The 25,122-nt window shown below is 65.9% G+C and carries 23 protein-coding genes and 1 pseudogene; 16 read left to right on the plus strand and 8 right to left on the minus strand.

The window, feature by feature from the left end:
- Positions 1-44: 44 nt before the first annotated feature.
- Both M3I54_RS18305 and M3I54_RS18310 read left to right on the plus strand, forming a co-directional pair.
- The gene (locus M3I54_RS18305; protein ID WP_201693766.1) at positions 45-986 is read left to right on the plus strand and encodes a CysB family HTH-type transcriptional regulator; all 942 of its coding nucleotides are present in this window, start codon (positions 45-47) and stop codon (positions 984-986) included.
- A gap of 85 nt (positions 987-1,071) precedes the next feature.
- The gene (locus tag M3I54_RS18310; protein ID WP_254338308.1) at positions 1,072-2,238 is read left to right on the plus strand and encodes an ABC transporter substrate-binding protein; all 1,167 of its coding nucleotides are present in this window, start codon (positions 1,072-1,074) and stop codon (positions 2,236-2,238) included.
- A gap of 30 nt (positions 2,239-2,268) precedes the next feature.
- Here M3I54_RS18310 and M3I54_RS18315 read toward each other — a convergent pair whose 3' ends face one another.
- The 6 genes from M3I54_RS18315 to M3I54_RS18340 form a co-directional block, all read right to left on the minus strand.
- Positions 2,269-3,417 (minus strand): Gfo/Idh/MocA family protein, encoded by a 1,149-nt coding sequence (locus M3I54_RS18315; protein WP_254338310.1) that lies wholly within the window; start codon positions 3,415-3,417, stop codon positions 2,269-2,271.
- Positions 3,418-3,442: 25 nt separating this feature from the next.
- On the minus strand, positions 3,443-4,492 hold the full coding sequence (locus M3I54_RS18320) for a sugar phosphate isomerase/epimerase (protein ID WP_254338312.1): 1,050 nt from the start codon (positions 4,490-4,492) through the stop codon (positions 3,443-3,445).
- A gap of 14 nt (positions 4,493-4,506) precedes the next feature.
- Positions 4,507-5,475, minus strand: coding sequence for a substrate-binding domain-containing protein (locus M3I54_RS18325; protein ID WP_254338314.1), 969 nt, complete (start codon positions 5,473-5,475; stop codon positions 4,507-4,509).
- 103 nt (positions 5,476-5,578) lie between these two features.
- Entirely contained in the window at positions 5,579-6,601 is a 1,023-nt protein-coding gene (locus tag M3I54_RS18330) for an ABC transporter permease (RefSeq protein WP_254338316.1), read from the minus strand.
- A complete protein-coding gene (locus M3I54_RS18335; protein WP_254338318.1) occupies positions 6,582-8,069 on the minus strand; it encodes a sugar ABC transporter ATP-binding protein in 1,488 nt (495 codons plus the stop codon). The genes M3I54_RS18330 and M3I54_RS18335 overlap by 20 nt, the downstream gene beginning before the upstream one ends.
- 112 nt (positions 8,070-8,181) lie before the next feature.
- Positions 8,182-9,246, minus strand: coding sequence for a LacI family DNA-binding transcriptional regulator (locus M3I54_RS18340; protein ID WP_254338319.1), 1,065 nt, complete (start codon positions 9,244-9,246; stop codon positions 8,182-8,184).
- 284 nt (positions 9,247-9,530) lie between these two features.
- Between M3I54_RS18340 and M3I54_RS18345 the strand changes: the two genes are divergently transcribed.
- From M3I54_RS18345 to urtE, 7 genes are all read left to right on the plus strand, one after another.
- Positions 9,531-10,184 (plus strand): protein-L-isoaspartate O-methyltransferase, encoded by a 654-nt coding sequence (locus tag M3I54_RS18345; protein WP_254338321.1) that lies wholly within the window; start codon positions 9,531-9,533, stop codon positions 10,182-10,184.
- Between the two features lie 69 nt (positions 10,185-10,253).
- Positions 10,254-10,577, plus strand: coding sequence for a rhodanese-like domain-containing protein (locus tag M3I54_RS18350; protein WP_254338323.1), 324 nt, complete (start codon positions 10,254-10,256; stop codon positions 10,575-10,577).
- Positions 10,578-10,998: 421 nt separating this feature from the next.
- Positions 10,999-12,303 (plus strand): urea ABC transporter substrate-binding protein, encoded by a 1,305-nt coding sequence (gene urtA, locus M3I54_RS18355; RefSeq protein WP_254338325.1) that lies wholly within the window; start codon positions 10,999-11,001, stop codon positions 12,301-12,303.
- Positions 12,304-12,417: 114 nt separating this feature from the next.
- Positions 12,418-14,037, plus strand: coding sequence for an urea ABC transporter permease subunit UrtB (gene urtB / locus M3I54_RS18360; RefSeq protein WP_254338327.1), 1,620 nt, complete (start codon positions 12,418-12,420; stop codon positions 14,035-14,037).
- Position 14,038: 1 nt separating this feature from the next.
- Entirely contained in the window at positions 14,039-15,232 is a 1,194-nt protein-coding gene (urtC, locus tag M3I54_RS18365) for an urea ABC transporter permease subunit UrtC (RefSeq protein WP_254338329.1), read from the plus strand.
- Complete coding sequence (gene urtD, locus M3I54_RS18370) at positions 15,229-16,110, plus strand: urea ABC transporter ATP-binding protein UrtD (protein ID WP_254338331.1); 882 nt, start codon at positions 15,229-15,231, stop codon at positions 16,108-16,110. The genes urtC and urtD overlap by 4 nt, the downstream gene beginning before the upstream one ends.
- A 22-nt stretch (positions 16,111-16,132) precedes the next feature.
- Positions 16,133-16,828, plus strand: coding sequence for an urea ABC transporter ATP-binding subunit UrtE (urtE, locus tag M3I54_RS18375; protein WP_254338333.1), 696 nt, complete (start codon positions 16,133-16,135; stop codon positions 16,826-16,828).
- Between the two features lie 43 nt (positions 16,829-16,871).
- Here urtE and M3I54_RS18380 read toward each other — a convergent pair.
- Positions 16,872-16,976 (minus strand): annotated as a pseudogene (locus M3I54_RS18380) (type I methionyl aminopeptidase); the annotation flags it as partial.
- A gap of 509 nt (positions 16,977-17,485) precedes the next feature.
- Positions 17,486-19,027, minus strand: a complete 1,542-nt coding sequence (locus M3I54_RS18385; protein ID WP_254338335.1) for a Fic family protein — start codon at positions 19,025-19,027, stop codon at positions 17,486-17,488.
- A 543-nt stretch (positions 19,028-19,570) separates the two neighbouring features.
- Between M3I54_RS18385 and M3I54_RS18390 the strand changes: the two genes are divergently transcribed.
- The 7 genes from M3I54_RS18390 to ureG all read left to right on the plus strand — a co-directional run bounded on the left by M3I54_RS18390 (position 19,571) and on the right by ureG (position 25,101).
- A complete protein-coding gene (locus M3I54_RS18390) occupies positions 19,571-20,476 on the plus strand; it encodes an urease accessory protein UreD (protein ID WP_254338337.1) in 906 nt (301 codons plus the stop codon).
- 243 nt (positions 20,477-20,719) lie between these two features.
- A complete protein-coding gene (gene ureA / locus M3I54_RS18395; protein WP_074266173.1) occupies positions 20,720-21,022 on the plus strand; it encodes an urease subunit gamma in 303 nt (100 codons plus the stop codon).
- A 17-nt stretch (positions 21,023-21,039) separates the two neighbouring features.
- Positions 21,040-21,345: an urease subunit beta gene (locus tag M3I54_RS18400; RefSeq protein WP_254338348.1), complete on the plus strand. Its 306-nt coding sequence runs from the start codon at positions 21,040-21,042 to the stop codon at positions 21,343-21,345.
- Between the two features lie 42 nt (positions 21,346-21,387).
- On the plus strand, positions 21,388-23,106 hold the full coding sequence (gene ureC / locus M3I54_RS18405) for an urease subunit alpha (protein ID WP_254338350.1): 1,719 nt from the start codon (positions 21,388-21,390) through the stop codon (positions 23,104-23,106).
- A 9-nt stretch (positions 23,107-23,115) separates the two neighbouring features.
- Positions 23,116-23,769, plus strand: coding sequence for an urease accessory protein UreE (gene ureE / locus M3I54_RS18410; protein WP_254338353.1), 654 nt, complete (start codon positions 23,116-23,118; stop codon positions 23,767-23,769).
- Positions 23,756-24,436 carry an urease accessory protein UreF gene (locus M3I54_RS18415; RefSeq protein ID WP_254338401.1) on the plus strand — a complete coding sequence of 227 codons (681 nt, stop codon included), beginning with the start codon at positions 23,756-23,758 and terminating at the stop codon, positions 24,434-24,436. The genes ureE and M3I54_RS18415 overlap by 14 nt, the downstream gene beginning before the upstream one ends.
- Positions 24,437-24,450: 14 nt before the next feature.
- A complete protein-coding gene (gene ureG / locus M3I54_RS18420; RefSeq protein WP_254338355.1) occupies positions 24,451-25,101 on the plus strand; it encodes an urease accessory protein UreG in 651 nt (216 codons plus the stop codon).
- The last annotated feature ends 21 nt before the right edge of the window (positions 25,102-25,122 follow it).

Below are 25,122 nucleotides of genomic sequence, written 5' to 3' on the forward strand. Positions count from 1 at the left end.
CTCAAAAATCAGGTCGATATGCAAACAGGTTATAAGGGTTATCTATGAACCTGCACCAGTTCCGCTTCGTCCGCGAGGCTGTACGCCAGAATTTCAACCTCACGGAAGCGGCAAAGGCACTGTATACAAGCCAGCCGGGTGTCTCGAAGGCGATCATTGAGCTGGAGGACGAACTTGGGGTCGAAATCTTTACCCGCCACGGCAAGCGCGTGCGCTCGCTCACGGAGCCGGGCCGGATCATCCTCGCCTCGGTGGAGCGCATTCTGCAGGAAGTGGAGAGCCTGAAACGCGTGGGCAAGGACTACGCGGCGCAGGACCAGGGCAATCTCATCATCGCGGCCACGCATACGCAGGCGCGCTACTCGCTGCCCGCCGCCATCGCCGAGTTCAAGCGGCGCTTTCCGAAGGTGCACCTCTCGATCCTGCAAGGCAGCCCCACCCAGGTCGCGGAAATGGTGCTCCATGACCAGGCCGATCTTTGCATCGCGACCGAGGCCATCTCCGGTTACAAGGAACTGGTGTCGCTGCCCTGCTTCACGTGGCATCACGTGGCGGTGATGCTGCCTGACCACCCGCTGCTCGAGCGCAAGCCGCTTTCGCTCGACGATCTGGCCCAATATCCGCTGATCACCTACGACAATGCCTTCGCCGGGCGTACCAAGATCAACGACGCGTTTCGCCTGCGCGCCCTCTCGCCCGACATCGTGCTGGAAGCCATCGACGCCGACGTGATCAAAACCTACGTGGAGCTGGGCCTCGGCGTCGGGATCATGGCCGACATCGCCTTCAACGCCGAGCGCGACCGGCACCTGCGCGCGCTGCCCGTGGGGCATCTGTTCGGCAGCAACGTCACGCGCGTCGCGCTCAAGCAGGGCGCTTACCTGCGCAGCTATGTGTATACGCTCGTCGAGCTGCTTTCGCCGAGCCTGAATCGCAAGCTCATCGAGCAGGCGCTCAAGGGCGAACACGAGAGTTACGAGCTGTAGCGTCTCGCGCTGGTGCCGGAAGAAACAACAAGCAGACAAAAAACCGCATCAAAACAACTTCAATTTTCGCCTGGAGACTCAACGGATGAAGCTGTCCACGCTTTTGCGCCCGCTCGCCGCGGCTGCCGCGCTTGGCGCCGCCACTTTCGCTCCGGCTGCGCACGCCGACATCAAGGTAGGCATCGACCTTTCGAGCACGGGGCCCGCTGCCGTCATCGGCATCACGAGCAAGAACGCCATGCTGATGTGGCCCGAGACGATCGCAGGCCAGAAGGCCGACTACATCGTGCTCGACGACGGCTCGGACCCGGGCGCCGCCGTGCGCAACATCCACAAGCTCATCAACGAAGATCACGTGGACGTGATCGTCGGGCCGAATATCACACCAGCGGCGCTCGCGGCGCTCGACCCGGTGGCGGAAAGCAGGACGCCGATGATCACGCTGGTCGGCTCGGGCTCGGTGGTCGAGCCACAGCAGGGCGCGCGCGTGTGGGCCTTCAAGATGGCGCAGACCGATGCCGCCATGGCCGACGTCATGACGCGCTACATGGCCGCGCACGGGGTGAAGAGCGTGGGCTTCATCGGCTTCGCGGATAGCTACGGCGACAGCTGGCTCAACGAATTCACGAAGTACGCGAAGGAACGCAACATCCAGATCGTGGCGACCGAGCGCTACAACCGCACCGACGCCAGCGTGACGGGCCAGATTCTCAAGCTGATGGCGGCCAGACCGGACGCCATGCTGATTGCCGGCGCAGGCACGCCGACCGTGCTGCCGCAACGCACGTTGATCGAGCGCGGCTACAAGGGGCCGATTTACCAGACGCACGGCATCGCCACGCCTGAATTCATCAAGCTGGGCGGCAAGGACGTGGAAGGCACCCTGTTCCCGACCCAGCCCGTGGTGGTGGCGCGCACGCTGCCCGCCGACCAGCCGGCGCAAAAGGCGGCGCTCGCCTTCGTCGATGCCTACGAGGCAAAGTACGGCCCCGGCTCGGTCACGCAATTCGCAGGCGACGCGGCTGGCGTGTACCCGCGCTTGCAGGACGCGGTTACGCGCGCGCTCAAGACCGCGCAGCCGGGCACCGAGGCGTTCCGCGTGGCGTTGCGCAGCGAGCTGGAGCACGCGCACGAAGTGGTCGTGCCCAACGGCATGGTGAACACAAGCCCAACGGACCACGTGGGCCTCGACCAGCGCGCGAGCGTGATGGGCACGGTACGCGGGGGCAAGTTCGTGTATCTGGGGCAATAGCCGCTTCGCTCAATTCATCCGCGTGGCCAGTCACGGCCGCACGATACTGCGCCAGGCACCGTCCGCTGCGCTGCTTGCCAGCACGGCCTCGATGAAGCGCAGTCCCTCCACGCCGTCGTCGACCGTCGTCAGTAGCCGGGTTGCGGGTGGCGCAGGCTCGCCGGCCTCGCGCGCCAGGATCTGCGCGGCGGCGTCGCGATAGAGCTGCGCGAACGCCTCCAGATAGCCTTCCGGATGCCCCGGCGGCACGCGCGTCGCGTGCCGTGCGGCGGCCCCCGTCACGCGGCCGCGCGTGAGCCGCTGCGCCTCGCCGCCCTGCGGCGTGAACCACAGCACGTTCGGCTCCTCCTGATCGAACGCGAGGCCCGCCTTCGTGCCATACACGCGCAGCCGCAACGCGTTCTCCGCGCCGCTCGCCACCTGGCTCGCCCACAGCATGCCGCGCGCGCCGTTGGCGTAGCGCAGCATGGCCTGCACATGATCGTCCACGCGGCGGCCCGGCACGAAGGTATGCACGTCGGCAGCGAGCGATTCCGGCACGAGAGCGCTCACGAACGCCGCCAGCTGATAGGCATGCGTGCCGATGTCGCCCAGACAGCCCGCCGGCCCCGCGAGCGCCGGATCGGTGCGCCACGCGGCCTGACGGTTTGCGCCACCGCGCTCGACGGGATTGGCGAGCCAGTCCTGCGCGTACTCGACCTGCACGATGCGCACCTCGCCGATCTCACCCGCCTCGACCAGCTCACGTGCATGCCGCGCGAGCGGATAACCCGAATACGTATGCGTGAGCGCGAACACGAGATTCGCGTCGCGCGCGTGTTGCGCGAGCGCTTCGCCCTCGCCGAGCGAGACCGCGAGCGGCTTGTCGCAGATCACGTGAATGCCCGCCTCCATGAACGCATGCGCCACCGGCGCGTGCAGATGGTTCGGCGTGACGATGGCCACCGCGTCGATGCCATCCTCGCGCGCGCCTTCCACGCTCGCCATCTCGCGCCAGTGGGCGTAGCTGCGCGCGAGGCCGAGCGCCTCGGCGCTCGACTGCGCGCGCGCCGCATCGGACGACAGTGCGCCCGCGACGAGTTCGAAACCATCGTCAAGACGAGCCGCGATGCGATGCACGGCGCCGATGAATGCCCCCTCGCCGCCGCCGACCATCCCGAGCCTGAGTCTTCGAGTCATTGCGTAGCTCCTGCGAGAATCGCGTTCAGAGGCCCAGCACGCCCTTCACCTGCGCCGCATCGACGCCGCTGCCCGCGAAGTCGTCGAACGCGTGCCCTGCCACGCGGATCAAGTGCCGCCTGATGAAGTCAGCGCCTTCGCGCGCGCCATCGTGCGGGTGCTTGAGCGCGCACTCCCATTCGAGCACCGCCCAGCCCGGATAGTCGTACTGTGTGAGCTTCGAGAAGATCGCGCCGAAGTCGATCTGCCCGTCGCCGAGCGAGCGAAAGCGCCCCGCGCGCTCCACCCATGCGCTATAGCCGCCATACACGCCTTGTTTGCCCGTGGGGCGGAATTCGGCGTCCTTCACGTGAAAGGCCTTGATGCGCGCGTAATAGATGTCGATGAACGCGAGGTAATCGAGCTGCTGCAGCACGAAGTGGCTGGGGTCGTAGAGGATGTTCGCGCGTGGATGATCGCCGACTGCCGCAAGAAAGCGCTCGAACGTCACGCCATCGTGCAGATCCTCGCCCGGATGCAGTTCGTAGCAGACGTCCACGCCCGCTGCATCGAACGCGTCGAGAATCGGCCGCCAGCGGCGCGCGAGTTCATCGAAGGCGGCTTCGACGAGACCCGCAGGCCGCTGTGGCCACGGATAGAAGTACGGCCAGGCGAGCGCGCCCGAAAACGTCACGTGCGCGCTGAGCCCCAGATTCTTCGAGGCGCGCGCGGCCAGCATCAACTGCTCGATGGCCCATGCCGTGCGCGCTTCGCGGTTGCCGCGCACCTGCGGCGGCGCGAAGCCGTCGAACAGCGTGTCGTAGGCGGGATGCACGGCCACGAGTTGTCCTTGCAGATGCGTGGAAAGCTCGGTGATCCTCACGCCCGCGTCGTCGGCCTGCTGGCGCAGGTCGTCGCAGTACGCCACGCTCAACGCCGCCTGCGCGAGATCCACGAGGCGCGTGTCCGTGGGCACCTGGATGCCCTTGTAGCCGAGCTGGGCCGCCCAGCCGGCCATGTGCGCGAAGCTGTCGAACGGCGCGTCGTCGCCGAGAAACTGCGCGAGGAAAATGGCTGGGCCTTTGATCGTCTTCATCGCAAGGCCCGTCCTCAGAACGGCGAATCGGGGAAGTAGAACTGCTTCGCGTTCTCTTTGGTGATCAGCACCGAAGGGATGATCGTCGTGGGCGGCAGCGCCTTGCCCTGCAAGCGCGCTTCTGCCGTGAGCTTGATCGCGTCGTAGATGAACTTCGGCGAATACGATACATCCGCCTTGATGAGCGGGTCGCCGTCCATCACGCGCTTGACCATCTCCTTCGACCCCGCGCCGCCGAACACGATCTTGATGTCGTTGCGCTTGGCCTGATCGATCGCCTTGAGCACGCCCACGGCCATGTCGTCGTCGGCGGCCCAGACGGCGTCGATGTGCTTGAAGCGCGTGAGGTAGTCCTGCATCGTCTTGAACGCGTCATCGCGGTTCCAGTTCGCGTACTTCGCGTCGAGGATCTTGATGCCGGGATAATCCTTCAGCACCGACGTGAACGCGGTCCAGCGCTCGTTGTCGAGCGTGGTGGGAATGCCGCGCAGCGCGACGATATCGCCCTTGCCGCCCAACTGCTTGGCGAGGTATTGAGCGGGGATCTTGCCGAACGCCGTGTTGTCGCCGGCCACATAGGCATCCTGCGCGCTCGTGTCGGTCAGGCCGCGATCGACCACCGTCACGTACACGCCCTGCTTCTTCACCTGTGCAACCGGCTGCGTGAGCGAAGCCGATTCATACGGGAAGATCACGAGCGCGTTGATCTTGTTGACGGTCACGAGGTCCTGCAACTGGTTCGCCTGATCGGGCGCGTTCGCCGCCGTCTTGACGATGACCTTGAGGTCCGGGTGCGCCTTTTCGAGTTCCTTCTTCGCCTCGTTCGCCCACCAGACGATGCCGCCCGTGAACCCATGGTCGGCCGTGGGAATCGCCACGCCCAGCGTGACCTTGTCGTCGGCGCGCGCCGCGCCCGCACCGAACGTCGCCGCTACGCCAAGCGCCAGCGCGCCCGCACACATCGTTCGAATCATCTTCTTCATGATGCCGTCTCCTATCGTGCGGGCCCGCGCCCGTTCTTGCGTTGAGTTTTTTTGCTGCCTCCTTCGACTTCTTCACTGCCCTGCCTGATCTGCTTCGAGATCCTTACCGTCTGCCGCGCTGCAGGAAGGCCACCGCAATGATCGCCACGCCCTGCACCGCCGCGTTCAGATACACGCTGATAATGCTCGTGAGATTGAGAATATTGGCGATGACCGAGAGCAGCACCGCGCCGACCACGGTGCCCGCCACGCGCCCTTCGCCGCCCTTGAGCGCCGTGCCGCCCACCACCACGGAGGCGATCGCCTCCAGTTCCCACAACAAACCCGTAGTCGGCGTCGCGGAGCCCAGGCGCGGCACATAGAGCACCGTCGCCACGCCCACGCACACGCCCAGCAGGACGTAAGTTGCGCACTTCACGCGGTCGACGCGGATCGCCGCATAGCGCGCGACCTGCTCGTTCGAGCCGATCGCCTGCACGTGCCGCCCGAACGCCGTGCGGTTGAGAATGAGCGCGCCGCCCGCCGCCGTGAGCGCGAACACCCACACGGGCACGGGAATGCCGAAAAGGCTCGCGTAATAGACCGGCCCGTAGAAGTCGACGAGATTGTTCTGCAGCGTGAGCGCCCCGCCGTCGGCCAGCCAGGTGAGCACCGAGCGGAAGATGCCGAGCGTGCCGAGCGTGACGATGAACGGCTCGATGCGCCCGCGCGTGATCAGCAAACCATGGGCGAGCCCGAACACCGCGCCGAGCACGAGCGCGATCGCCATGCCGATCGCGACGATCGCCAAAGGCGCAAACGCCTGTTCGCTCGCGGCCAGCGTATTCATCACCCAGATCATCACGCCCGCGATGAGCGCGGCCATCGAGCCGACCGAGAGATCGATGCCGCCCGAAATGATCACGAACGTCATGCCCACGGCAATGATGCCGATGAACGAGGTGCGCGTGAGCACGTTGAGAAGGTTGCCGGCGGTGGCGAAATCGCGGTTGAGCAGCGTGCCGAGCACGCACAGCAGGATCAGGCCGATGAGCGGACCGACGCCCGCGAGCCGGTGCACGAATCGCGCCGCGGCCGAGCGCGCGCCACGGCCTTCGGACGCCGCGTCAGTGGGTGCCGGTTGCATGAGCGATCAGCTCCTCTTCGTTCAGATGTTCGTGCCCGAGCGTGGCGACGAGCCGGCCCGCGCGCATCACGGCCACGCGATGCGCGAGCCCGATCAGCTCGACCAGTTCGGACGAGATCACGACGACCGCGCGCCCCGAGGCCGCGAGCCGCTGGATCAGGAAATAGATGTCGCGCTTCGCGCCCACGTCCACGCCGCGCGTGGGCTCGTCGAGCACGATCACGCGCGGGTCGGGCTGCAGGAACTTGGCGAGCGCGAGCTTCTGCTGGTTGCCGCCCGAGAGCATGCGCGCGCGGCTGTCGAGGTCGCCGGTGCGGATGCCGAATTCGCGCACCGCCTTCTCCAGCGCGCGGCGGGCCGCCTTGAGGTCGAGCAGCGGATGGCCGTAGCGCTCGAGCGTCATGAGCGTGAGGTTGTCCTGCAGCGTGAGGTTCATGTGCAGGCCGCGTCCTTTTCTGTCTTCGCTCAGGTACGTGAGGCCGTGGCGCATCGCGTCGCGCGGGTGGCGCAGCGTCACCGCGCGGCCGTCGATCTCGATCTCGCCCGCGTGCTTGTGGCGCAAGCCCACGACCGCCTCGAACGCCTCGCTGCGCCCCGCGCCCACGAGGCCCGCGAAGCCGAGAATCTCGCCCGCGCGCACCTCGAAGCTCAAATCCTCGACCCAGCCCGGCACGGCGAGATTCGTCACGCGCAGCGCGACGGGGGCAATCTCGGGCGCTTCGCTCTTCTCCGGAAACATGTCGGAGACGTCGCGGCCCACCATGAGGTTCGCCATCTGCTGGCGCGCGAGCCCCGCCGTCGCGCTCGCGCTCACGAAGCGGCCGTCGCGCATCACGACCACGTCGTCGGTGATTCTCTCCACCTCGTCGAGCTTGTGCGAGATGTAGACGAGCGTCGTGCCAGCGGCGCGCAGCTTCGTCATCAGCGCGAACAGGCGCGCGGTTTCGGCGGGCGTGAGCGTGGCCGTGGGCTCGTCCATGATGAGCAGGCGCGCGTGCCGCGAGAGCGCCTTGGCGATCTCCACGAGCTGCTTTTCAGCGACGATCAGCTCGCGCACCTTCACGTCCGGGTCGCGCGCGAGGCCCACCTGCGCGAGCAGTTCGCGCGCTTCGCGGCGCATGGCGGCGTCGTCGACGAGCCAGCCTTTGCGCTTCTCGTGGCCGAGGAAGATGTTCTGCGCGATCGTCAGGTGCTCGGCCAGGTTGAACTCCTGGTGGATCAGCACAATGCCGGCGGCTTCCGCCTCGCGCGAGCCTTCGAAGCAGCGCGCCACGCCGTCCACCAGCATCTCGCCCGCGCTCGCGTTTTCGTAGCCCGCGAGGATCTTCATGAGCGTGGATTTGCCGGCGCCGTTCTCGCCGAGCAGCCCGTGAATGCGCCCCGGCGCGAGCTCGAAGCTCACGCCGTGCAGCACGCGCACGGGACCGAAGTCCTTGCGGATGTCGTTGAACTTCACGGCGACGCTCATGCGCGTGCGCTCCTCCAGTGGCCTTGTCGGCGGGCTCCGGCGGGCGGCTTACGCCACCCGCCATCACGCCGCTGGTCTCCCCTGCTATGTGTCCGCTTACGTTTTTATGACTTCACCCGCTCTCACGCACCACCAGCCGATGCGGCAGCAGCACGCCCGGCACGCTCGCGCGCGGGTCGGCGAAACGCCGCAGCAACAGGCGCGCGGCCGTCTCGCCCAGCTCCCGCATGGGCTGCGCGATCGTCGTGAGCGGCGGGTCGATCTGCGCGGCGAGCGCAATATCGTCGAAGCCGACCACGGCGACGTCGTGCGGCACGCGCCGTCCCGCGCCGCGCAGGCCATTGACCACGCCCACCGCGAGCGTGTCCGACACCGCGAAGATCGCGTCGGGCGCCTCGCCCGCCGGCAATTGCATGAGCGCGGCGGCGGCCTGCGCGCCCGCGTCGTAGTCGAGGCAGTTCACGTTCACGCGCCAGGCGGCGCGCATTGCGATGCCCGCTTCGCCGAGCGCATCGCGCCAGCCGTCGCGGCGCTGCTGCGCGTAGAGGTAGTGCTCGTCGGAGTTGATGAGCGCGACACGTCGCCGCCCCCGCGCGATCAGATGCCGCACCGCGTCGTGCGCGGCCCGGTAGTTGTCGATGCCCACATACGGCACGCCCACGTCCGGATCGAACTCGCAGCAGGCCACCCACGGCAGCGCCGTCGATTCGGCGGCAAGCGCATGCTGCACGGTTGCCGGGTCGAGGCAGATCGCCCCGTCCGCGCGATGGCGGCGCAGCAGGTCGAAGTAGCTGCGCTCGCGGCCGGCGTCGGCGCCCGTGTCGCACAGCAGCAGGAAAAAACCGTGCTGGCGCGCGACGCTGTCGATGCCGCGTACGATCTCCGCGTAAAACGGGTTGCCGAAGTCGGGCACCATCGTCAGAAGCAGGCGGCTTTCGGCGGTGCGCAGGTTGCGCGCGAGTTCGTTCACGCGGTAACCGCTCGTTTCGATTTCGGCGAGGACGCGCTCGCGTGTCGCGGCGCGCACGTTCGCGTGACCGTTGAGCACGCGCGAGACCGTCGCAACCGAGACGCCCGCGCGCTGCGCCACCGCCGCGATCGAGCCGCCGCGCGCAGCAGTGCCGGCGCTGGCATCTTCGGCTTGCGGCTGCGGTGATCGGGACGAGCTAGCGGACATGGGCGGGAGCGGTCGTGACGGGTTCAGAAACCTGCGGTGGCCGAGGCGTGAGCCGTTTGGCAGCGTCAAAAATGTAATCGATTACATTTTTGGTACGAGAACCGCAAAACCGCAAGGCGCACGAAGCCAGGACAAACACCGATCCGTGAATGCCCCCGGAACCGCCTCCTGCTGCCGGCGGCGCGGCCAGGCCAGAAGCCGGTTTGCTACAATTCTCCGATTGCCCGACGCCATTTTTGCCGGGCTTTGACCCGAACCGATCCCGACCACAACGCCGAGTCACCATGAACATCGAACAAGCGCGTTTCAACATGATCGAACAGCAGATTCGCCCCTGGGAAGTGCTCGACCAGGACGTGCTGAACCTGCTCTCGATCGTCAAGCGTGAGCATTTCGTCCCCGAGGCCTATACCGCCCTCGCGTTCGCCGACCTCGAACTGCCGCTGCCGAACGGCCAGCACATGCTGGCGCCGCGCGTCGAAGCGCGCGTGCTGCAGGAACTCGCGGTGAAGAAGCATGAGAGCGTGCTGGAAATCGGCGCGGGCTCCGGCTACATGGCGGCGCTGCTCGCGCACCGGGCGCAGAAGGTGCTGAGCGTGGAGATCGACACGGAACTCGCCGAATTCGCGCGCGCGAACGTCGTCAAGAACGGCGTGCTGAACGCCGAAGTCGTGCTCGGCGACGGCGCGCGCGGCTGGGCCGCAAATGCGCCGTACGACGTGATCTGCGTCTCGGGCGGCCTGCCGGTCGTGCCCCAGGAACTGCTCGAGCAACTCAAGGTGGGCGGGCGTCTGGCCGCTTTCGTGGGCGGTGCGCCCGTCATGGAAGCGCAGATCATCACGCGCATCGACGAGAAGCAGTACCGTATTGCCGGCGTGTTCGAGACCTACATCGAAGCGCTGCAGAACGCCGTGCATCCGCCGCGCTTCAAGTTCTGAGCGCTGCCAACCTGTCGCATCGCCGGGTGCCTTTCACGGCGGCCGGCCTTTTACCCGATTGAGTGTTCCATGCAGAATCTGACCGCCCCCGCCCTCGCCGAATGGCTTGCCGACACCTCGCGCGAGACCCCCGTACTGCTCGACGTGCGCGAGCCGTGGGAAATCGAAACGGCAAAGATCGCCGGCAGCACGTCGATCCCCATGCGCGAGATCCCCGCGCGCAGCGAGGAACTGGACGACGAGGCGCAGATCGTCTGCATTTGCCACCACGGCGCGCGCAGCGCCCAGGTGGCGATGTTCCTCGAGTCGCGCGGCCACACGAAGGTGTTCAACCTGCAAGGCGGCATCGACGCCTGGTCGCGCCAGGTCGACCCCAAGGTGCCGACGTACTAAGCACGCGCACGCCAGCTTTAGGAAAGAGCGCGAAAGGGCGCGGCTTAGGCCGCGCCCTTTGTCATTTCTGGGCCGCTCACTCCGGTCCACCACCTGCAGCACCCGCGCGCCGCCCATGCACAACGATGCAGCGTACCCTGCCGCACCGGTCGTCCCGCTTCATGCATGCGCGCACTGCGACGATGCAGCGCGCCCGAACATGCATCTCACTGCACCACAATCGCCCGCCCGTTACGTGGCCGCCGATGCGCTCCGCATCGCCTCGCGCCTTATGGGGCAAGCCTGGCGCTTTACCTTCGCGCTGGCACAACGCTTGCAGAAGGGTGTGCGCAAGACAGGCCACACACACCGGGCGGCGCGCAAGACGAAAAACGACCACGCGCCACGGCCCACGACTCACTCACGGACAAGAGGCACAAAAATGAAACGTCGCAGTCTGTTGAAACTCGGGACGATGTCGGGCGCACTCGCGGCTGCGGGGCGCATGCCGTTCGCGCACGCGGACACCGGCAGCGGGCCGGTCAAGGTCGGCATCCTGCATTCGCTCTCGGGCACGATGGCCATTTCGGAAACCTCACTGAAAGACACCGCGTTGATGACGATTGCCGACATCAACAAGAACGGCGGCGTCATGGGGCGTCAGATCCAGCCCGTGGTGGTCGATCCGGCCTCGAACTGGCCGCTCTTCGCCGAAAAGGCGCGCCAGCTCCTCACGCAGGACAAGGTGGCCTGCGTGTTCGGCTGCTGGACCTCGGTGTCGCGCAAGTCGGTGCTGCCGGTGTTCGAGGAGCTCAACGGCCTGCTCTACTACCCCGTGCAATACGAAGGGGAAGAGATGTCGCGCAACGTGTTCTATACGGGCGCGGCGCCCAACCAGCAGGCCATTCCCGCGGTGGAATACGTGATGAGCGCCGAAGGCGGTGGCGCGAAGCGCTTCTTCCTGCTCGGCACCGACTATGTGTATCCGCGCACGACCAACAAGATCCTGCGCGCCTTCCTGCACTCGAAGGGCGTGAAGGACAGCGATATTCAGGAGGTCTACACGCCGTTCGGCCATAGCGACTATCAGACCATCGTCGCGAACATCAAGACGTTCTCGCAAGGCGGCAAGACCACTGTCATTTCGACCATCAACGGCGACTCGAACGTGCCGTTCTACAAGGAACTCGGCAACCAGGGCATCAAGGCGACCGACGTGCCCGTGGTGGCGTTCTCCGTGGGCGAGGAAGAGTTGCGCGGCATCGACACGAAGCCGCTCGTGGGGCACCTCGCGGCGTGGAACTACTTCATGTCGGTGAAAGGCCCGAACAACACGAAATTCAAGGAGCAGTTCGAGGCGTGGGTGCAGTCGAACAACCTGCCCGGCGGCAGCAAACGCGTGACCAACGACCCGATGGAAGCGACCTTCGTGGGCATCCATATGTGGAAGCAGGCCGTGGAAAAGGCGAAGAGCACCGACGTCGACAAGGTGCGCGTGGCCATGATCGGGCAGACCGTGGCGGCGCCCTCGGGCTTCACGCTCACGATGGATGGCAACCACCACCTCCACAAGCCGGTGATGATCGGCGAGATTCGCGGCGACGGCCAGTTCAACGTCGTCTGGAAGACGAAGACCGCGATTCGCGCGCAGCCGTGGAGCCCGTTCATCGCCGGTAACGAAGGCAAGCCTGACGTGGTCACCTCGAACGCGCTGCCCGCCTTCCTGCGCCGCTCGCGCGTGGCCTGACGATGTCTTCGCGAGCGCCGCGCCGCAACGTGGCGCGCGCTTGCGTGCCCTGTCTACGGGCCGCTGCGTAACGGCCAGGCCGTTGCGCAGCGGCCCGCATCAAAAGAAAACATCATGGCTCTCTCACTCCCGAGGTACGCGCTCGCCGCGGCTGCGCTCTTCACGGCGCTATCCACGTCCGCGCACGCACTCGACGCGGCCGACGTCGCGCCGCTCGGCGGCGACGACTTCGACGCGAAATCAGCGGCCATCGACAAGCTCATCGCCACGCACGACGCCGCATCGCTTGCGCTCCTGAAAGCGCTCGCCGACGACAACGTCACGGCGACCGATTCAGGCGAAGTGCTGGTGCAGGACGGCGACAATGCACGCGACGCGGCAACGGGCCGGCCCGTCGCCGCAAACGTCGCTTCGAGCGCGCAGCCCATCACGCTGAACAACCTCTTGCGCTCGAAGGTAGCGGGCGCGGTCTCGGGCCTGCAACTCGCCTCGCCCGACCTGGAAACGCGGCGCGCCGCCATCGCCGCGCTGCTGAAGAACCCCGACCCGGCCATGAAGCCGATGATCGACGCCGCGCGCGCGAAGGAAACCGACCCGGCGCTCAAGCGCCGTCTCGACACGCTCTGGGCGATGACCGCGCTGCACGACCCGAATGCGGCTACGCGCCTCGAAGCGGCGAAACTCGTCGCCGCGCGCCACGATCTCGACATGTACGAACTGCTGCGCCCGCTCGTCGCGAAGAACGCGAGCGGCGCGTACAACGAGCCCGATGCCGACGTGCGCGCCGCAGCGCTTCAAGGCATCGACGCGCTCGACGCCATCCAGCGCCGCAGCGAGATCGCCGGCACGCTGTTCGCGGGCCTTTCGCTCGGCAGCGTCCTGCTGCTCGCGGCGCTCGGTCTCGCCATCACTTATGGGCTCATCGGCGTCATCAACATGGCGCACGGCGAGTTCTTGATGATCGGTGCGTACGCAACCTATGTCGTGCAAACGCTCGTGCAGCGCTATGCGCCCGGCGCGTTCGACTGGTATCCGCTCTTCGCGATTCCCGCTTCGTTCGTCGTCGCAGCGCTCGTGGGCGCGGTGATCGAGCGGCTCGTGATCCGCCACCTCTACGGCCGCCCGCTCGAAACGCTGCTCACCACGTTCGGTATCAGCCTCATCCTCATTCAGGCCACGCGCATGATCTTCGGCGCGCAGAACGTGCAGGTCGAAAACCCCTCGTGGATGAGCGGCGGCGTGACCGTCATGCCCAACCTCATCCTGCCATACAACCGCCTCGCGATCCTCGCGTTCTCGATGATCGTGGTGGGCATTGCGTGGACCGTGCTCACGAAGACGCGTCTTGGCCTGTTCGTGCGCGCCGTCACGCAAAACCGCCGCATGGCCGCCTGCGTAGGCGTGCGCACCGCGCGCGTGGATGCATGGGCCTTCGCGTTCGGCGCGGGCGTGGCGGGCCTTGGCGGCTGCGCGCTCTCGCAGATCGGCAACGTCGGTCCCGACCTCGGCCAGAGCTACATCATCGATTCGTTCATGGCCGTGGTGCTGGGCGGCGTCGGGCAGATTGCAGGCACCGTGATCGGCGGCTTCGGGCTCGGACTCGTCTCCAAGGCCATCGAGCCGTTCTGGGGCGCCGTGCTCGCGAAGATCGCCGTGCTCGTGCTGATCGTGCTCTTCATCCAGAAGCGTCCGCAGGGGCTTTTTGCCCTCAAGGGCCGCAGCGCGGAGGCATGACATGACGAGCGTCACTTCCTCTTCCGCGCGTCACGCGCTGGGCGCCTCGCGGACTTCGGGCGACGGCGCCGAAACATTCGCGCTCGGCTTGCCCGCGCGGCCGGCCCTCCTCTCGCCGCGCGCCTGGCTCGCCCTCATCGTGCTGATCCTCGTCATCGGCGTGGGCGTGCCGCTTTGCGCGCTGGTGCTGCCGCAATCGAGCGCGCTGCATCTTTCCGCGTATGCCATGACGCTGGGCGGCAAGCTCATGTGCTACGCGATCGCCGCGCTCGCACTCGATCTCGTGTGGGGCTATTGCGGCATTCTGAGCCTCGGTCACGGTCTCTTCTTCGCGCTGGGCGGCTACGCCATCGGCATGTACCTCATGCGCGAGATCGGTCACGACGGCAAGTACGGCAGCGACCTGCCCGACTTCATGGTGTTTCTCGACTGGCATGCGCTGCCGTGGTACTGGCAAGGCACGGAGCACCTTTGGTATGCACTCCTGCTCGTCGTGCTCGTGCCCGCCGTGGTCGCCTGGGTGTTCGGCTTCTTCACGTTCCGCTCGCGCGTGAAAGGCGTGTACCTCTCGATCATCACGCAAGCCATGACGTTCGCCGCGATGCTGCTCTTCTACCGCAACGAAACGGGCTTCGGCGGCAACAACGGCTTCACGGACTTCAAGCGCATTGCGGGCATGCCGATCACGCATCCGGGCACACGCACCGTGCTGTTCCTCCTGACGTTCGCCCTGCTCGTGGTCGCGTTTCTCGGCGCGCGGGCCATCGTCACCTCGAAGCTCGGGCGTGTGGTGAGCGCCGTGCGCGACGGCGAAACGCGCCTCATGTTTCTCGGCTACAGCCCGCTCGGCTACAAGCTGTTCGTGTGGACCGTCTCGGCCGTCCTGTGCGGCATTGCGGGTGCGCTTTACGTGCCGCAGGTCGGCATCATCAATCCGAGCGAGATGTCGCCTGGCAACTCGATCGAAATGGCGATCTGGGTGGCCGTGGGCGGACGCGGCACGCTCATCGGGCCGATCATCGGCGCGTTCGCCGTGAACGGCGCAAAGAGCTTTTTTACCGCGCATTTCGCCGAGTACTGGCTGTTCTTCCTCGGCCTGATGTTCGTGCTCGTGCCGCTCCTGCTGCCCAACGGCATCGTGGGACTCATCGAACTCATCCGGAACCGGATCACCACGCGGAGCGAGCGCCCATGAACGGACATTGCGTGATCAGCGACCCGCTCAACCACAACCCCTTCGACGACGCCCTCAAGTACGACGAACTCGCCCTCTCCGGCGTGGCGGAGCTCGGGCATGTGGTCGAACCCGGCGCGATCGACATCTCGCACGGCACGATCCTGTATCTCGAAGACGTGAGCGTGAGCTTCGACGGCTTTCGTGCGCTCAACAAGCTTTCGCTCGTGATCGACGCGGGCGAGCTGCGCTGCGTGATCGGCCCGAACGGCGCAGGCAAGACCACGATGATGGATGTCATCACCGGCAAGACCGCGCCCGATTCGGGCAAGGTGTTCCTCGGGCAGACACTCGACCTCACGCGCATGAACGAGCCGGCCATCGCGCGCGCGGGCATTGGCCGCAAGTTCCAGAAGCCCACGGTGTTCGAGCAGCATCCCGTATGGGAGAACCTCGAACTCGCGATGAAGGCCGACAAGGGCTGGTTCGCCACGCTGCGCGCGCGCCTGGGGCGCGAGGCGCAGGCGAAGATCGAGGAAACGCTCGAAGTGATCCGGCTGGAGAGCGACGCGCGACGCCTGGCTGGGGAGCTATCGCACGGCCAGAAGCAGCGGCTCGAAATCGGCATGCTGCTCATGCAAAAGCCGCAACTGCTGCTGCTCGACGAGCCCGCCGCCGGCATGACCGACGACGAGACCATGGAACTCGCCACGCTGCTCAACCGCCTGCGCGGCAGCTGCTCGATGATGGTGGTCGAGCACGACATGGAGTTCGTCGCCGCGCTCGCGGGTGAAACCGGGCGCGTGACGGTAATGGCCGAAGGCAGCGTGCTCGCGCACGGCACGCTTGACGACGTGAAGCGCGACGAAGCGGTCATCGAATCGTATCTGGGCCGGTAGGGCCGTTTCGAACATATCAGTCATGCTAACTATCGAATCGCTGAATCAGTACTACGGCGGCAGCCACATCTTGCGCAACGTCTCGATGACGGTGCCCGAGGGCGAACTCACCGTGCTGCTCGGCCGCAACGGCGTGGGCAAAAGCACGCTGCTGCGCTGCCTCATGGGCGTCGTGCCGACAAAGAACGGCTCGATCGCCTGGCGCGGCGAAGCGCTCACGAAGCTGCCCACGCATGCGCGGGTGGCGCAGGGCCTCGCTTACGTGCCGCAAGGGCGCGATATCTTTCCGCGCCTGAGCGTCGAAGAAAATCTGCTGGTGGGCGCGGCGAGCAAGAAGCGCATGCCAGCGGGCGTGCCTGCGCATATCTACGAACTCTTCCCCGTGCTCAAGGACATGAAGGCGCGGCGCGGCGGCGACCTCTCGGGTGGCCAGCAGCAGCAGCTCGCCATCGGCCGCGCGCTGATGAGCGATCCGCAGTTGCTCATTCTCGATGAGCCTACCGAAGGCATCCAGCCTTCGATCATCCAGGACATCGGCCGCACGCTGCGGCGGCTCGTGGAAGAGATGCAGATGACGGTGCTGCTGGTCGAACAGTACTACGACTTCGCCAAGGCCATTGCGGACCGCTACTGGGTGATGAGCCGCGGCGAAATCGTGGCGGGCGGCGCCGGCGCAAGCATGGATGCAGATGGGGTGCGGGAGTTGATCGCGGTGTGAAGCCTGAAACCATCGACGTCCCAATGAGTGAAGACGTCTCTCGTTATACCCCTACGCCGTGCCGGGTGACGGCTACTGTGCGCTCAAATTGCGCGCACAGCTGCCCATCGCGCGTAACGATCGTCCAGGCATCCCCTTGGGTCCCAACGGGGTGCCAGTATCGTCGTCACTTGTGACCGGCATGATCCATCTGGTCTCTGTGATCGTATCGTCTCGGTCTCAACTCATAAGAACTGTTGCCAGGCGCCAACCGGTCTAACTAAACAGAAAGAAGATCACTAATGTTGATCTTTTTCCTTGAGCGGTAAGCCCCTATCCCGGCGGCAATCGAGACACGGAAGACCTCGTTGCGCCCTTGGCTCACAAGGTTGGCACTCAGCACGGGCACCACCCCATTCTCGGGCGATAGTGTTGGGACGTAGCTAGCCCGTCGAGCCAGGCGTACGCTTGCAGCATGTGGCGCCGCTGCTCAGCGCAACATCGGACGTCCAGAACATGCGAGCGCCTCCGGGCATTGGGAACCCCCTTCGGGTCGACATCGCTGTTCCCATACGAAATTCTGTCGTTTTGCCCGAAATTTCTTCACTCCACCTGGCCATTGGCGCTTCTTCCTCGAAAAACCGTCGCGTCGGGAGGCGCACCACAGTGCTCCGGCTCTCAGCGCTGCGAGGATTCGCCGTCACTGCTGGGGTGTGCCGATGCCGGGTTGAAAGCCTCGCGCACCACCTCTTCGATCCGGGCAATGACCTCATCGGGCAGATGCGGGTACGTCTTGCGTTTGTTCGACGACAGCTTTCCGTTGTTCGATTGCACCATGCGGATGAGCGCCGACAGGTCCGGGCGCGGAAGATTGAGTTCGCCGTTCAGCTGCTCAAACGCGGCGTCGAAGCCGCTTAGCCAGTGCAGTTCGCGTGGCAACTCGGTCCTCACGGCGTCGATGAGCATGCGGTGCAGGAAACGGACTTCCCCTGTCGCGTCGAAGAACCGGTAGGGTCGCCCTCCCGGTGACGAAACTACGTGCGGCGCGTACTCGCCGGGCGCGTATCGCCACAGTCGCGTGGCCGGGCGGGAGAACCCATTTAGCACGTCAAGGTACACGTCTTCGTGGCGCTTGAAGACCGCTGAAACCGGCACGATGGCCCCGCCCTTCAATCGCCGGGCGCCGTTGATCACATGGTGGATAAGGAAGCGGTGAATACGCCCGTTCCCATCCAGAAAGGGATGCAGGTAGACAAATCCAAAGGCCGCACAAGCGGACCGCACGAGCACGTTGGAGCAGCGATATCCGCCGGCGCCGGACTGCTCGTTGATGAACGCCTCCCAGCCTCGCATGGCGCGCGGAAGGTCTTCGGGCGGTGGCGGGAAAAACGTGACACGCCCCGTTCCGTCCTCGAGCCAGTTCTGTTTCGCCCGGTACGATGTCTCCCGAGCGTAGGTCTCCCTGACGATGACGTTCTGCAACTCGACGAGCCACTCCTCGGTAATGCGCTCTTCCTCGCCGGCCCGGGCAAGAAGCTGGACAAAGCGCTCGCCCTTGTTGCCGCTGGGCGTTTCGCGTTCGATGCTGTAGCTGCTGCGCGTCTCGGAAAGGAACAGGTAGCGGACCGCGCGTTCGTAGAGTGCTGCGTCGGTGACCTGCTCCAGTGTCAGACTCGCCTCATCCAGCAAATCGTCCAGAGAGGGCCCGCTCGCCAGTGCAATGCGCCGCACGAGCGGGCAGAAATCGCGCGTGCCAGGCAGGTTGTCTCGCACCCGGAACTTCGGGTGCCGGATTGCGTGCGCGCAATCCGCCGTGAAGTAATCAGCCTCTGGCAGTGCATCGACGTAGGCGCCTGTAGGGCCCTTGTCGACGACCAGATTGCCGCCGGTTAGCCACTCCCAGAAGAAGCATGCCCTTCGTACGAACGCACTGTTCGGCGACTCGGACCACCGGCGTAGAAGTTCCGCCTCGGGCAGGTGCTCGAACACCGCCTCAAGCACCTCAAGATTCACCCCCTCATTGCGAAGCGCAAATTCCACGTGCCCGAGAAGTGTTTGCTCCACCGCGGTCTTGCGCGGATACCAGAATCCATTGTGGCCGCGCACTTTCTGGTTCACGGAACCGTTGAGATAAGCGGGCGCCTCAAGCGGCCGAACCTGTGGCTCCAGGTTCAGGTGCTCGATGAGGTGTTGGTAGCCAACGGGTTCCAGTTCGGCCATGCGACTCGAAAAACGTTCAGAAGTCTCGAAATATTATCGCAAATGGCCATTTCTAACGATGATTACTCGCAAAATCGTCGCTCCACGCCCTTATTCAAGGCGCGACCTCGCCGGCACCGCTGCACAGTGGCGGCAAGAAAGGCCGCGCCTGGCATCGCTGAATGCTCGAGCTTGCACGACCTCGCAGCCTGCGACGCTTTTTCCCGCGCCGCCCCGTTGCGCGAAACGGAACTTGCGCGGCTGAGCTGCGCAATGGTGCCGCCCCCTGAACTGCTGCAGCCAGTCAACGCGCGCCGTGACTGGCACCATGCTCGAGCACCTCGGCTACGACTTACCGACAGGCGAGCGTGCTGCCCCGTTCCTGACGATCAGGATCGCGCGAGCTTTTCGCGTTCTGGACGTCCAGGACGTCATCCGTCTGAGCGCTGAACCACCGGCGTGACATGCAAGCAGCCTTGACACGCACGCTTCCCCGGCCCCTGATCATCGCTCGCGAGCGCGCGTGCTATCCTCCACGCCATTGCCCCGTCCCCCTCGCCACGCATGTCGCTCCACGACGATCACGCCGCACTCGCCAACACCACGTTTCGCAGCACCGCGCATCAGGAATGGGCCGCGAAACTCGAGCTGGGCTTCGAGCGGCAGGGCGAGCGCACCGCGCTCACGCATCGCCTGCACGTGGGGCCGTTGCGCGTGCAACGGCCGCTCTACCCTGAGGGCGACGCGATCTGTCACGCGGTGATCGTGCATCCGCCAGCCGGCATCGCAGGCGGCGACCGGCTCGACATCGACGTGAGTGTGGGTGATGGCGCTCACGCCGTGCTCACCACGCCGGGCGCGACCAAGTGGTACAAGTCGAACGGGCGCGTGGCGCGCCAGCGCATCACCGTGCGCGTGGGCGCGGGCGCGAAGCTCGACTGGCTGCCGCAGAACAACCTCGTGTTCGACCACGCCCACGCCGAACTCGAATTCGCGCTCACGCTCGGCGCCGGGGCCACGGCCATCGGCTGGGACGCCACCCAACTGGGCCGCCAGGCCGCGGGTGAACGCTGGTCGGCGGGCATGGTGCGAGCGCTCACGCGCGTGACGCGCGCTGCGCCTGAAAGCGAAGCCGACGATCAACTGCTCTGGCTCGAACGCGCACTCATCGACGCCCACGACCCGCTGCGCGACGCGCCGCAAGGCCTCGCGGGCTACCCCGCTTTCGGCGTGCTGTGGGCGATCGGCCCCGCGTGCAACGAGGCGCTCGCGCAAGACCTCGCCACTATCCTGCCCTTCGATGACGCGCTGCGCTCGGGCGCGACCTGCATCGCGCCGGGTGTCCTGCTCGTGCGCGTGGTCGGGCGTTCGATGGAACCCCTGCAGAACACGCTCACGCAGTGCTGGACGGCGCTGCGGCCGTTCGTGCATGACGTGAAGGCCGCCCCGCTGCGCTTGTGGACCACCTAAGCGAGCGTTACCCGCACCGCAACGGTGCGCATCAGCGCCTCTACGCACAGTAGCGCAGCGCAGCAACGCCAACGCGGTGCAAAAGCACCTCGAAAATGGTGCATCCACGCTGTCCCCTTCATTGGCACACACCTTGCTGAGAGCTTGCATCGATTCGTGCGCGCCGCGCGCGAGGCCGCAAGCTGCGTGTAACCTCGCTCCCGTAAGCTGGGTCGCCAGACTTGCCCCAACCGACCTGGAACGATGAAGCTCACGCCACGCGAAAAAGACAAGCTCCTGATCTTCACCGCCGCGCTGCTCGCCGAAAGGCGCCGCGCCCGCGGCCTCAAGCTCAACTACCCGGAGGCAATCGCCTTCATCAGCGCGGCGCTGATGGAGGCGGCCCGCGACGGCAAAACCGTCGCCGAGGTCATGCACTACGGCACCACCCTGCTCACACGCGACGACGTGATGGAAGGCGTGCCCGAGATGATCCCCGACATCCAGGTCGAAGCGACCTTCCCCGACGGCACCAAGCTCGTCACCGTCCACCATCCGATCCCCTGAGTCGGGAGGAGCCAACCATGATCCCCGGCGAAATGCTGATCGACGACGGCGAAATCGAACTCAACGCGGGCCGCGAAACCCTCACGGTGAAGGTGGCGAACACGGGCGACCGCCCCGTGCAGATCGGCTCGCACTTCCACTTCTATGAGGTCAACGCCGCACTCTCGTTCGATCGTGCAGCCGCGCGCGGCTTTCGCCTGAACATTGCCGCGGGCACGGCCGTGCGCTTCGAGCCAGGACAAGAGCGCACCGTGGAACTCGTGGCGCTCGCGGGAGAGCGCGCCGTGTACGGCTTCAACGGCCAGGTGATGGGCCCGCTCTGAGCGCGGACTGGCGTTTTCAAGCGATTTCATCAGGAATCCCACATGACATTGAAGATCGGCCGCCGCGCGTACGCGGAGATGTTCGGCCCCACCACCGGCGACCGCGTGCGTCTCGCCGATACCGAACTCATCATCGAGATTGAGCGCGACTACACCGTCTACGGCGACGAAGTGAAGTTCGGCGGCGGCAAGGTGATCCGCGACGGCATGGGCCAGTCGCAGCGAGCGCACTCGGACGTCGCGGACACCGTCGTCACGAACGCCGTGATCATCGATCACTGGGGCATCGTGAAGGCCGACATCGGCATCAAGGATGGCCGCGTCTGGAAGATCGGCAAGGCGGGTAACCCCGACGTGCAGCCGGGCGTGACGATTCCCATTGGAGCCGCGACCGAAGTGATCGCGGGCGAAGGCCAGATCGTCACGGCGGGCGGCATCGACACGCATATCCACTTCATCAGCCCGCAGCAGATCGACGAAGCGCTCGCCTCGGGCGTGACGACCATGCTGGGCGGCGGCACCGGCCCGGCCACGGGCACCAACGCCACCACCTGCACGCCGGGCCCATGGCATATAGAGCGCATGCTCCAGGCCGCGGACGGCTGGCCGATCAACCTCGGCTTTCTCGGCAAGGGCAACGTGAGCCTGCCAAGACCCGCCGAAGAACAGATCGCCGCGGGCGCGATCGGCCTGAAGCTGCACGAGGACTGGGGCTCGACGCCTGCCGCCATCGACAATTGCCTGAGCGTTGCGGACGCAACGGACACGCAGGTGGCCATTCACACCGACACGCTCAACGAGTCGGGCTTCGTGGAAGCGACGGTGGCCGCCTTCAAGGGCCGCACGATCCACACGTACCACACCGAAGGCGCGGGTGGCGGCCACGCGCCCGACATCATCAAGGTGTGCGGCGAAGCGAACGTGCTGCCCTCCTCGACGAACCCCACGCGCCCGTACACGATCAACACGCTCGACGAGCATCTCGACATGCTGATGGTGTGCCATCACCTGGACCCGTCGATTGCCGAAGATATTGCGTTTGCCGAGTCGCGCATCCGCCGCGAGACGATCGCCGCCGAGGACATCCTCCATGATCTCGGCGCGCTGTCGATGCTCTCTTCGGATTCCCAGGCGATGGGCCGCGTGGGCGAGGTCATCATCCGCACGTGGCAGACCGCTCACAAGATGAAGGTGCAGCGCGGCGCCCTGCCTGGGGACGGGGGTGCCAACAGCGCGCGCCACGACAACTTCCGCGTGAAGCGCTATGTGGCGAAGTACACGATCAATCCGGCGCTCACGCACGGCATCGCGCACGAAGTGGGATCGCTCGAGCCGGGCAAATGGGCCGACCTGGTGTTCTGGGAGCCGGCGTTCTTCGGCATCAAGCCTTCGCTCATCCTCAAGGGCGGCATGATCGCGCTCGCGCAGATGGGCGACCCGAACGCCTCGATTCCGACGCCCCAGCCCGTGCATTACCGCGAGATGTTCGCCACGCGCGGGCGGGCGCTCGCGCAAACCTCGCTCACCTTCGTTTCGCAGCTCTCGCTCGACAAACGCATGCCCGAGCGTTACGGCCTGCAAAAGCGCGTGGTCGCGGTACACAACTGCCGCAGCGTGACGAAGGCCGACATGATTCACAATGCCTGGCAGCCCACGATCAGCGTCGATCCCGAAACGTACCAGGTCGTCGCCGACGGGCAGTTGCTCACCTGCGAGCCCGCCACGGTGCTGCCGATGGCACAGCGTTACTTCCTGTTCTAAAGTTTAGCCATGCGCACGATCGACAAACGACTTGACGCGAAGCTCGCGCCGGTACTGGTGAAGCGGGCGCCCACGCTCACGCTGCCCTACGACGCGCGCTGCAAGAGCCGCTTCGCGGCCACGCTCGATACGGGCGAGGAAGTGGGCGTGGTGCTGCCGCGCGGCACGGTGCTGCGCGACGGCGACATGCTCGTGGCCGACGACGGTGGCCTCGTGCGCGTGATCGCGGCGGCTGAGAGCGTGTTGCGTGTACGCGCGCCCGACCGCGTCACGCTCACGCGCGCCGCGTATCACCTCGGCAATCGCCACACGCCGGTGGAAGTGGGCGCGGACGAACTCAAGCTCGAAGCGGACCCCGTGCTCGAAGACATGCTCAAGCGCCTGGGCGCCCAGGTCGAACGCGTCCAGTTGCCGTTCCAACCGGAGTCGGGCGCATACGGCGGCGGCCACCGCCACGGCCACGACGAGACCTTCGCCGACGACTACGCGCTCGCGCAACGCGTGTACGACGAGCACCACGGTCACGCGCATTCGCACGACCATACGCAAAGTCATTCGCACACTCACGCTCATGGCGAAGATCAAGCGCATGACCACGATTGCGGACACGATCACGGTCATTGCGACGGCCACGCGCACGACCACAGCCATGAACATCGCTGAACTCACGGCCCTGCTGCATCTCGCGTCGCCGGCGCTGCCCGTCGGCGCGTTCAGCTACTCGCAGGGACTCGAAGCCGCAATCGATGCGCAACTCGTCACGAACGCCGACGACGCCGCGCACTGGATAGCGGGCGGCCTCGCGAACGTGCTCGCTTGCGGCGAGCTACCTTTTGTGGCGCACCAGATGGGACGCTGGCGCACGCACGACGCGCGCGCGCTGATCGTGGCGAACGAAGAATTCGTCGCGAGCCGCGAATCGGCGGAATTGCGGCGCGAAACCGCGCAGATGGGCTGGTCGCTGCGCCAGCTCTGCACGCAGCTCGAATGGGGCGACGCCGAACGGCGCGCCACCTTAGAGCGCATGACACCCATTGCGCAACCCACGGCCTTCGCATTCGCCGCGTGGGCCCACGAGGCCGCGCCAGACGCCGCGCTCGCCGCCTACGCGTTCAGCTGGATCGAGAACCAGACGGCCGCCGCGCTCAAGGCGGTGCCGCTCGGCCAGCTTGCGGGCCAGCGCATCATCGTCGCGCTGCGGCCCGAAATCGAAAAAGCCGTGGCGCGCGCGCTCGCCACGCCCCCCGAGGCGCTCAACACCTTCGCGCCGCAGCTCGGCGTTCTTTCTGCGCGCCACGAATCGCAATACTCGCGGCTCTTCCGCTCCTGAGACAAACACGAACCATGAATTCGCACGCACCCAGCAAACGAACCAAGAAACTGCCGCCGCTGCGCGTCGGCGTGGGCGGACCGGTCGGCTCCGGCAAGACGACGTTGCTCGAAATGCTCTGCAAGGCCATGCGCGAGCGCTACGACCTCGTCGCCATTACCAACGACATCTATACGAAGGAAGACCAGCGCCTGCTGACCGTCGCGGGGGCCCTGCCCGCCGAGCGCATCATGGGCGTGGAAACGGGCGGCTGCCCGCACACGGCGATCCGCGAAGACGCGTCGATCAACCTCGAAGCCGTCGACCAGATGCTCACGCGCTTTCCCGATGCCGACATCGTCTTCATCGAATCGGGCGGCGACAATCTCGCGGCCACCTTCAGCCCCGAGCTGTCGGACCTCACGATCTACGTGATCGACGTGGCGGGCGGCGAAAAGATTCCGCGCAAGGGCGGCCCCGGCATCACGAAGTCGGACCTGCTCGTCATCAACAAGACCGACCTCGCGCCGCTCGTGGGCGCGAACCTCGACATCATGGCCTCCGACGCGAAGAAGATGCGCGGCGAGCGGCCCTTCGTGATGTGCAACCTGAAGGCGCTCGAGGGGCTTGGCGAGGTGATCGCATTCATTGAAAAGCGGGGCCTCCTGGTCACGGAAAACGCTTGAACACATCGACGTCACGCCACC

It is taken from the genome of Paraburkholderia sp. CNPSo 3274 (assembly GCF_024206475.1).
In the GTDB taxonomy this organism is placed as follows: domain Bacteria; phylum Pseudomonadota; class Gammaproteobacteria; order Burkholderiales; family Burkholderiaceae; genus Paraburkholderia.

Bases quoted from the DNA above. Each gene is read 5' to 3' on its own strand.
- M3I54_RS18345 (WP_254338321.1), top strand. From the start codon at position 9,531: ATGAACATCGAACAAGCGCGTTTCAACATGATCGAACAGCAGATTCGC.
- ureE (WP_254338353.1), top strand. From the start codon at position 23,116: ATGCGCACGATCGACAAACGACTTGACGCGAAGCTCGCGCCGGTACTG.
- urtD (WP_254338331.1), top strand. From the start codon at position 15,229: ATGAACGGACATTGCGTGATCAGCGACCCGCTCAACCACAACCCCTTC.
- ureA (WP_074266173.1), top strand. From the start codon at position 20,720: ATGAAGCTCACGCCACGCGAAAAAGACAAGCTCCTGATCTTCACCGCC.
- M3I54_RS18315 (WP_254338310.1), bottom strand. From the start codon at position 3,417: ATGACTCGAAGACTCAGGCTCGGGATGGTCGGCGGCGGCGAGGGGGCA.
- urtC (WP_254338329.1), top strand. From the start codon at position 14,039: ATGACGAGCGTCACTTCCTCTTCCGCGCGTCACGCGCTGGGCGCCTCG.
- M3I54_RS18340 (WP_254338319.1), bottom strand. From the start codon at position 9,246: ATGTCCGCTAGCTCGTCCCGATCACCGCAGCCGCAAGCCGAAGATGCC.
- urtE (WP_254338333.1), top strand. From the start codon at position 16,133: ATGCTAACTATCGAATCGCTGAATCAGTACTACGGCGGCAGCCACATC.
- M3I54_RS18335 (WP_254338318.1), bottom strand. From the start codon at position 8,069: ATGAGCGTCGCCGTGAAGTTCAACGACATCCGCAAGGACTTCGGTCCC.
- M3I54_RS18385 (WP_254338335.1), bottom strand. From the start codon at position 19,027: ATGGCCGAACTGGAACCCGTTGGCTACCAACACCTCATCGAGCACCTG.
- urtB (WP_254338327.1), top strand. From the start codon at position 12,418: ATGGCTCTCTCACTCCCGAGGTACGCGCTCGCCGCGGCTGCGCTCTTC.
- M3I54_RS18390 (WP_254338337.1), top strand. From the start codon at position 19,571: ATGTCGCTCCACGACGATCACGCCGCACTCGCCAACACCACGTTTCGC.
- M3I54_RS18310 (WP_254338308.1), top strand. From the start codon at position 1,072: ATGAAGCTGTCCACGCTTTTGCGCCCGCTCGCCGCGGCTGCCGCGCTT.
- M3I54_RS18320 (WP_254338312.1), bottom strand. From the start codon at position 4,492: ATGAAGACGATCAAAGGCCCAGCCATTTTCCTCGCGCAGTTTCTCGGC.
- M3I54_RS18400 (WP_254338348.1), top strand. From the start codon at position 21,040: ATGATCCCCGGCGAAATGCTGATCGACGACGGCGAAATCGAACTCAAC.
- ureC (WP_254338350.1), top strand. From the start codon at position 21,388: ATGACATTGAAGATCGGCCGCCGCGCGTACGCGGAGATGTTCGGCCCC.
- M3I54_RS18415 (WP_254338401.1), top strand. From the start codon at position 23,756: ATGAACATCGCTGAACTCACGGCCCTGCTGCATCTCGCGTCGCCGGCG.
- ureG (WP_254338355.1), top strand. From the start codon at position 24,451: ATGAATTCGCACGCACCCAGCAAACGAACCAAGAAACTGCCGCCGCTG.
- M3I54_RS18325 (WP_254338314.1), bottom strand. From the start codon at position 5,475: ATGAAGAAGATGATTCGAACGATGTGTGCGGGCGCGCTGGCGCTTGGC.
- M3I54_RS18305 (WP_201693766.1), top strand. From the start codon at position 45: ATGAACCTGCACCAGTTCCGCTTCGTCCGCGAGGCTGTACGCCAGAAT.
- M3I54_RS18330 (WP_254338316.1), bottom strand. From the start codon at position 6,601: ATGCAACCGGCACCCACTGACGCGGCGTCCGAAGGCCGTGGCGCGCGC.
- M3I54_RS18350 (WP_254338323.1), top strand. From the start codon at position 10,254: ATGCAGAATCTGACCGCCCCCGCCCTCGCCGAATGGCTTGCCGACACC.
- urtA (WP_254338325.1), top strand. From the start codon at position 10,999: ATGAAACGTCGCAGTCTGTTGAAACTCGGGACGATGTCGGGCGCACTC.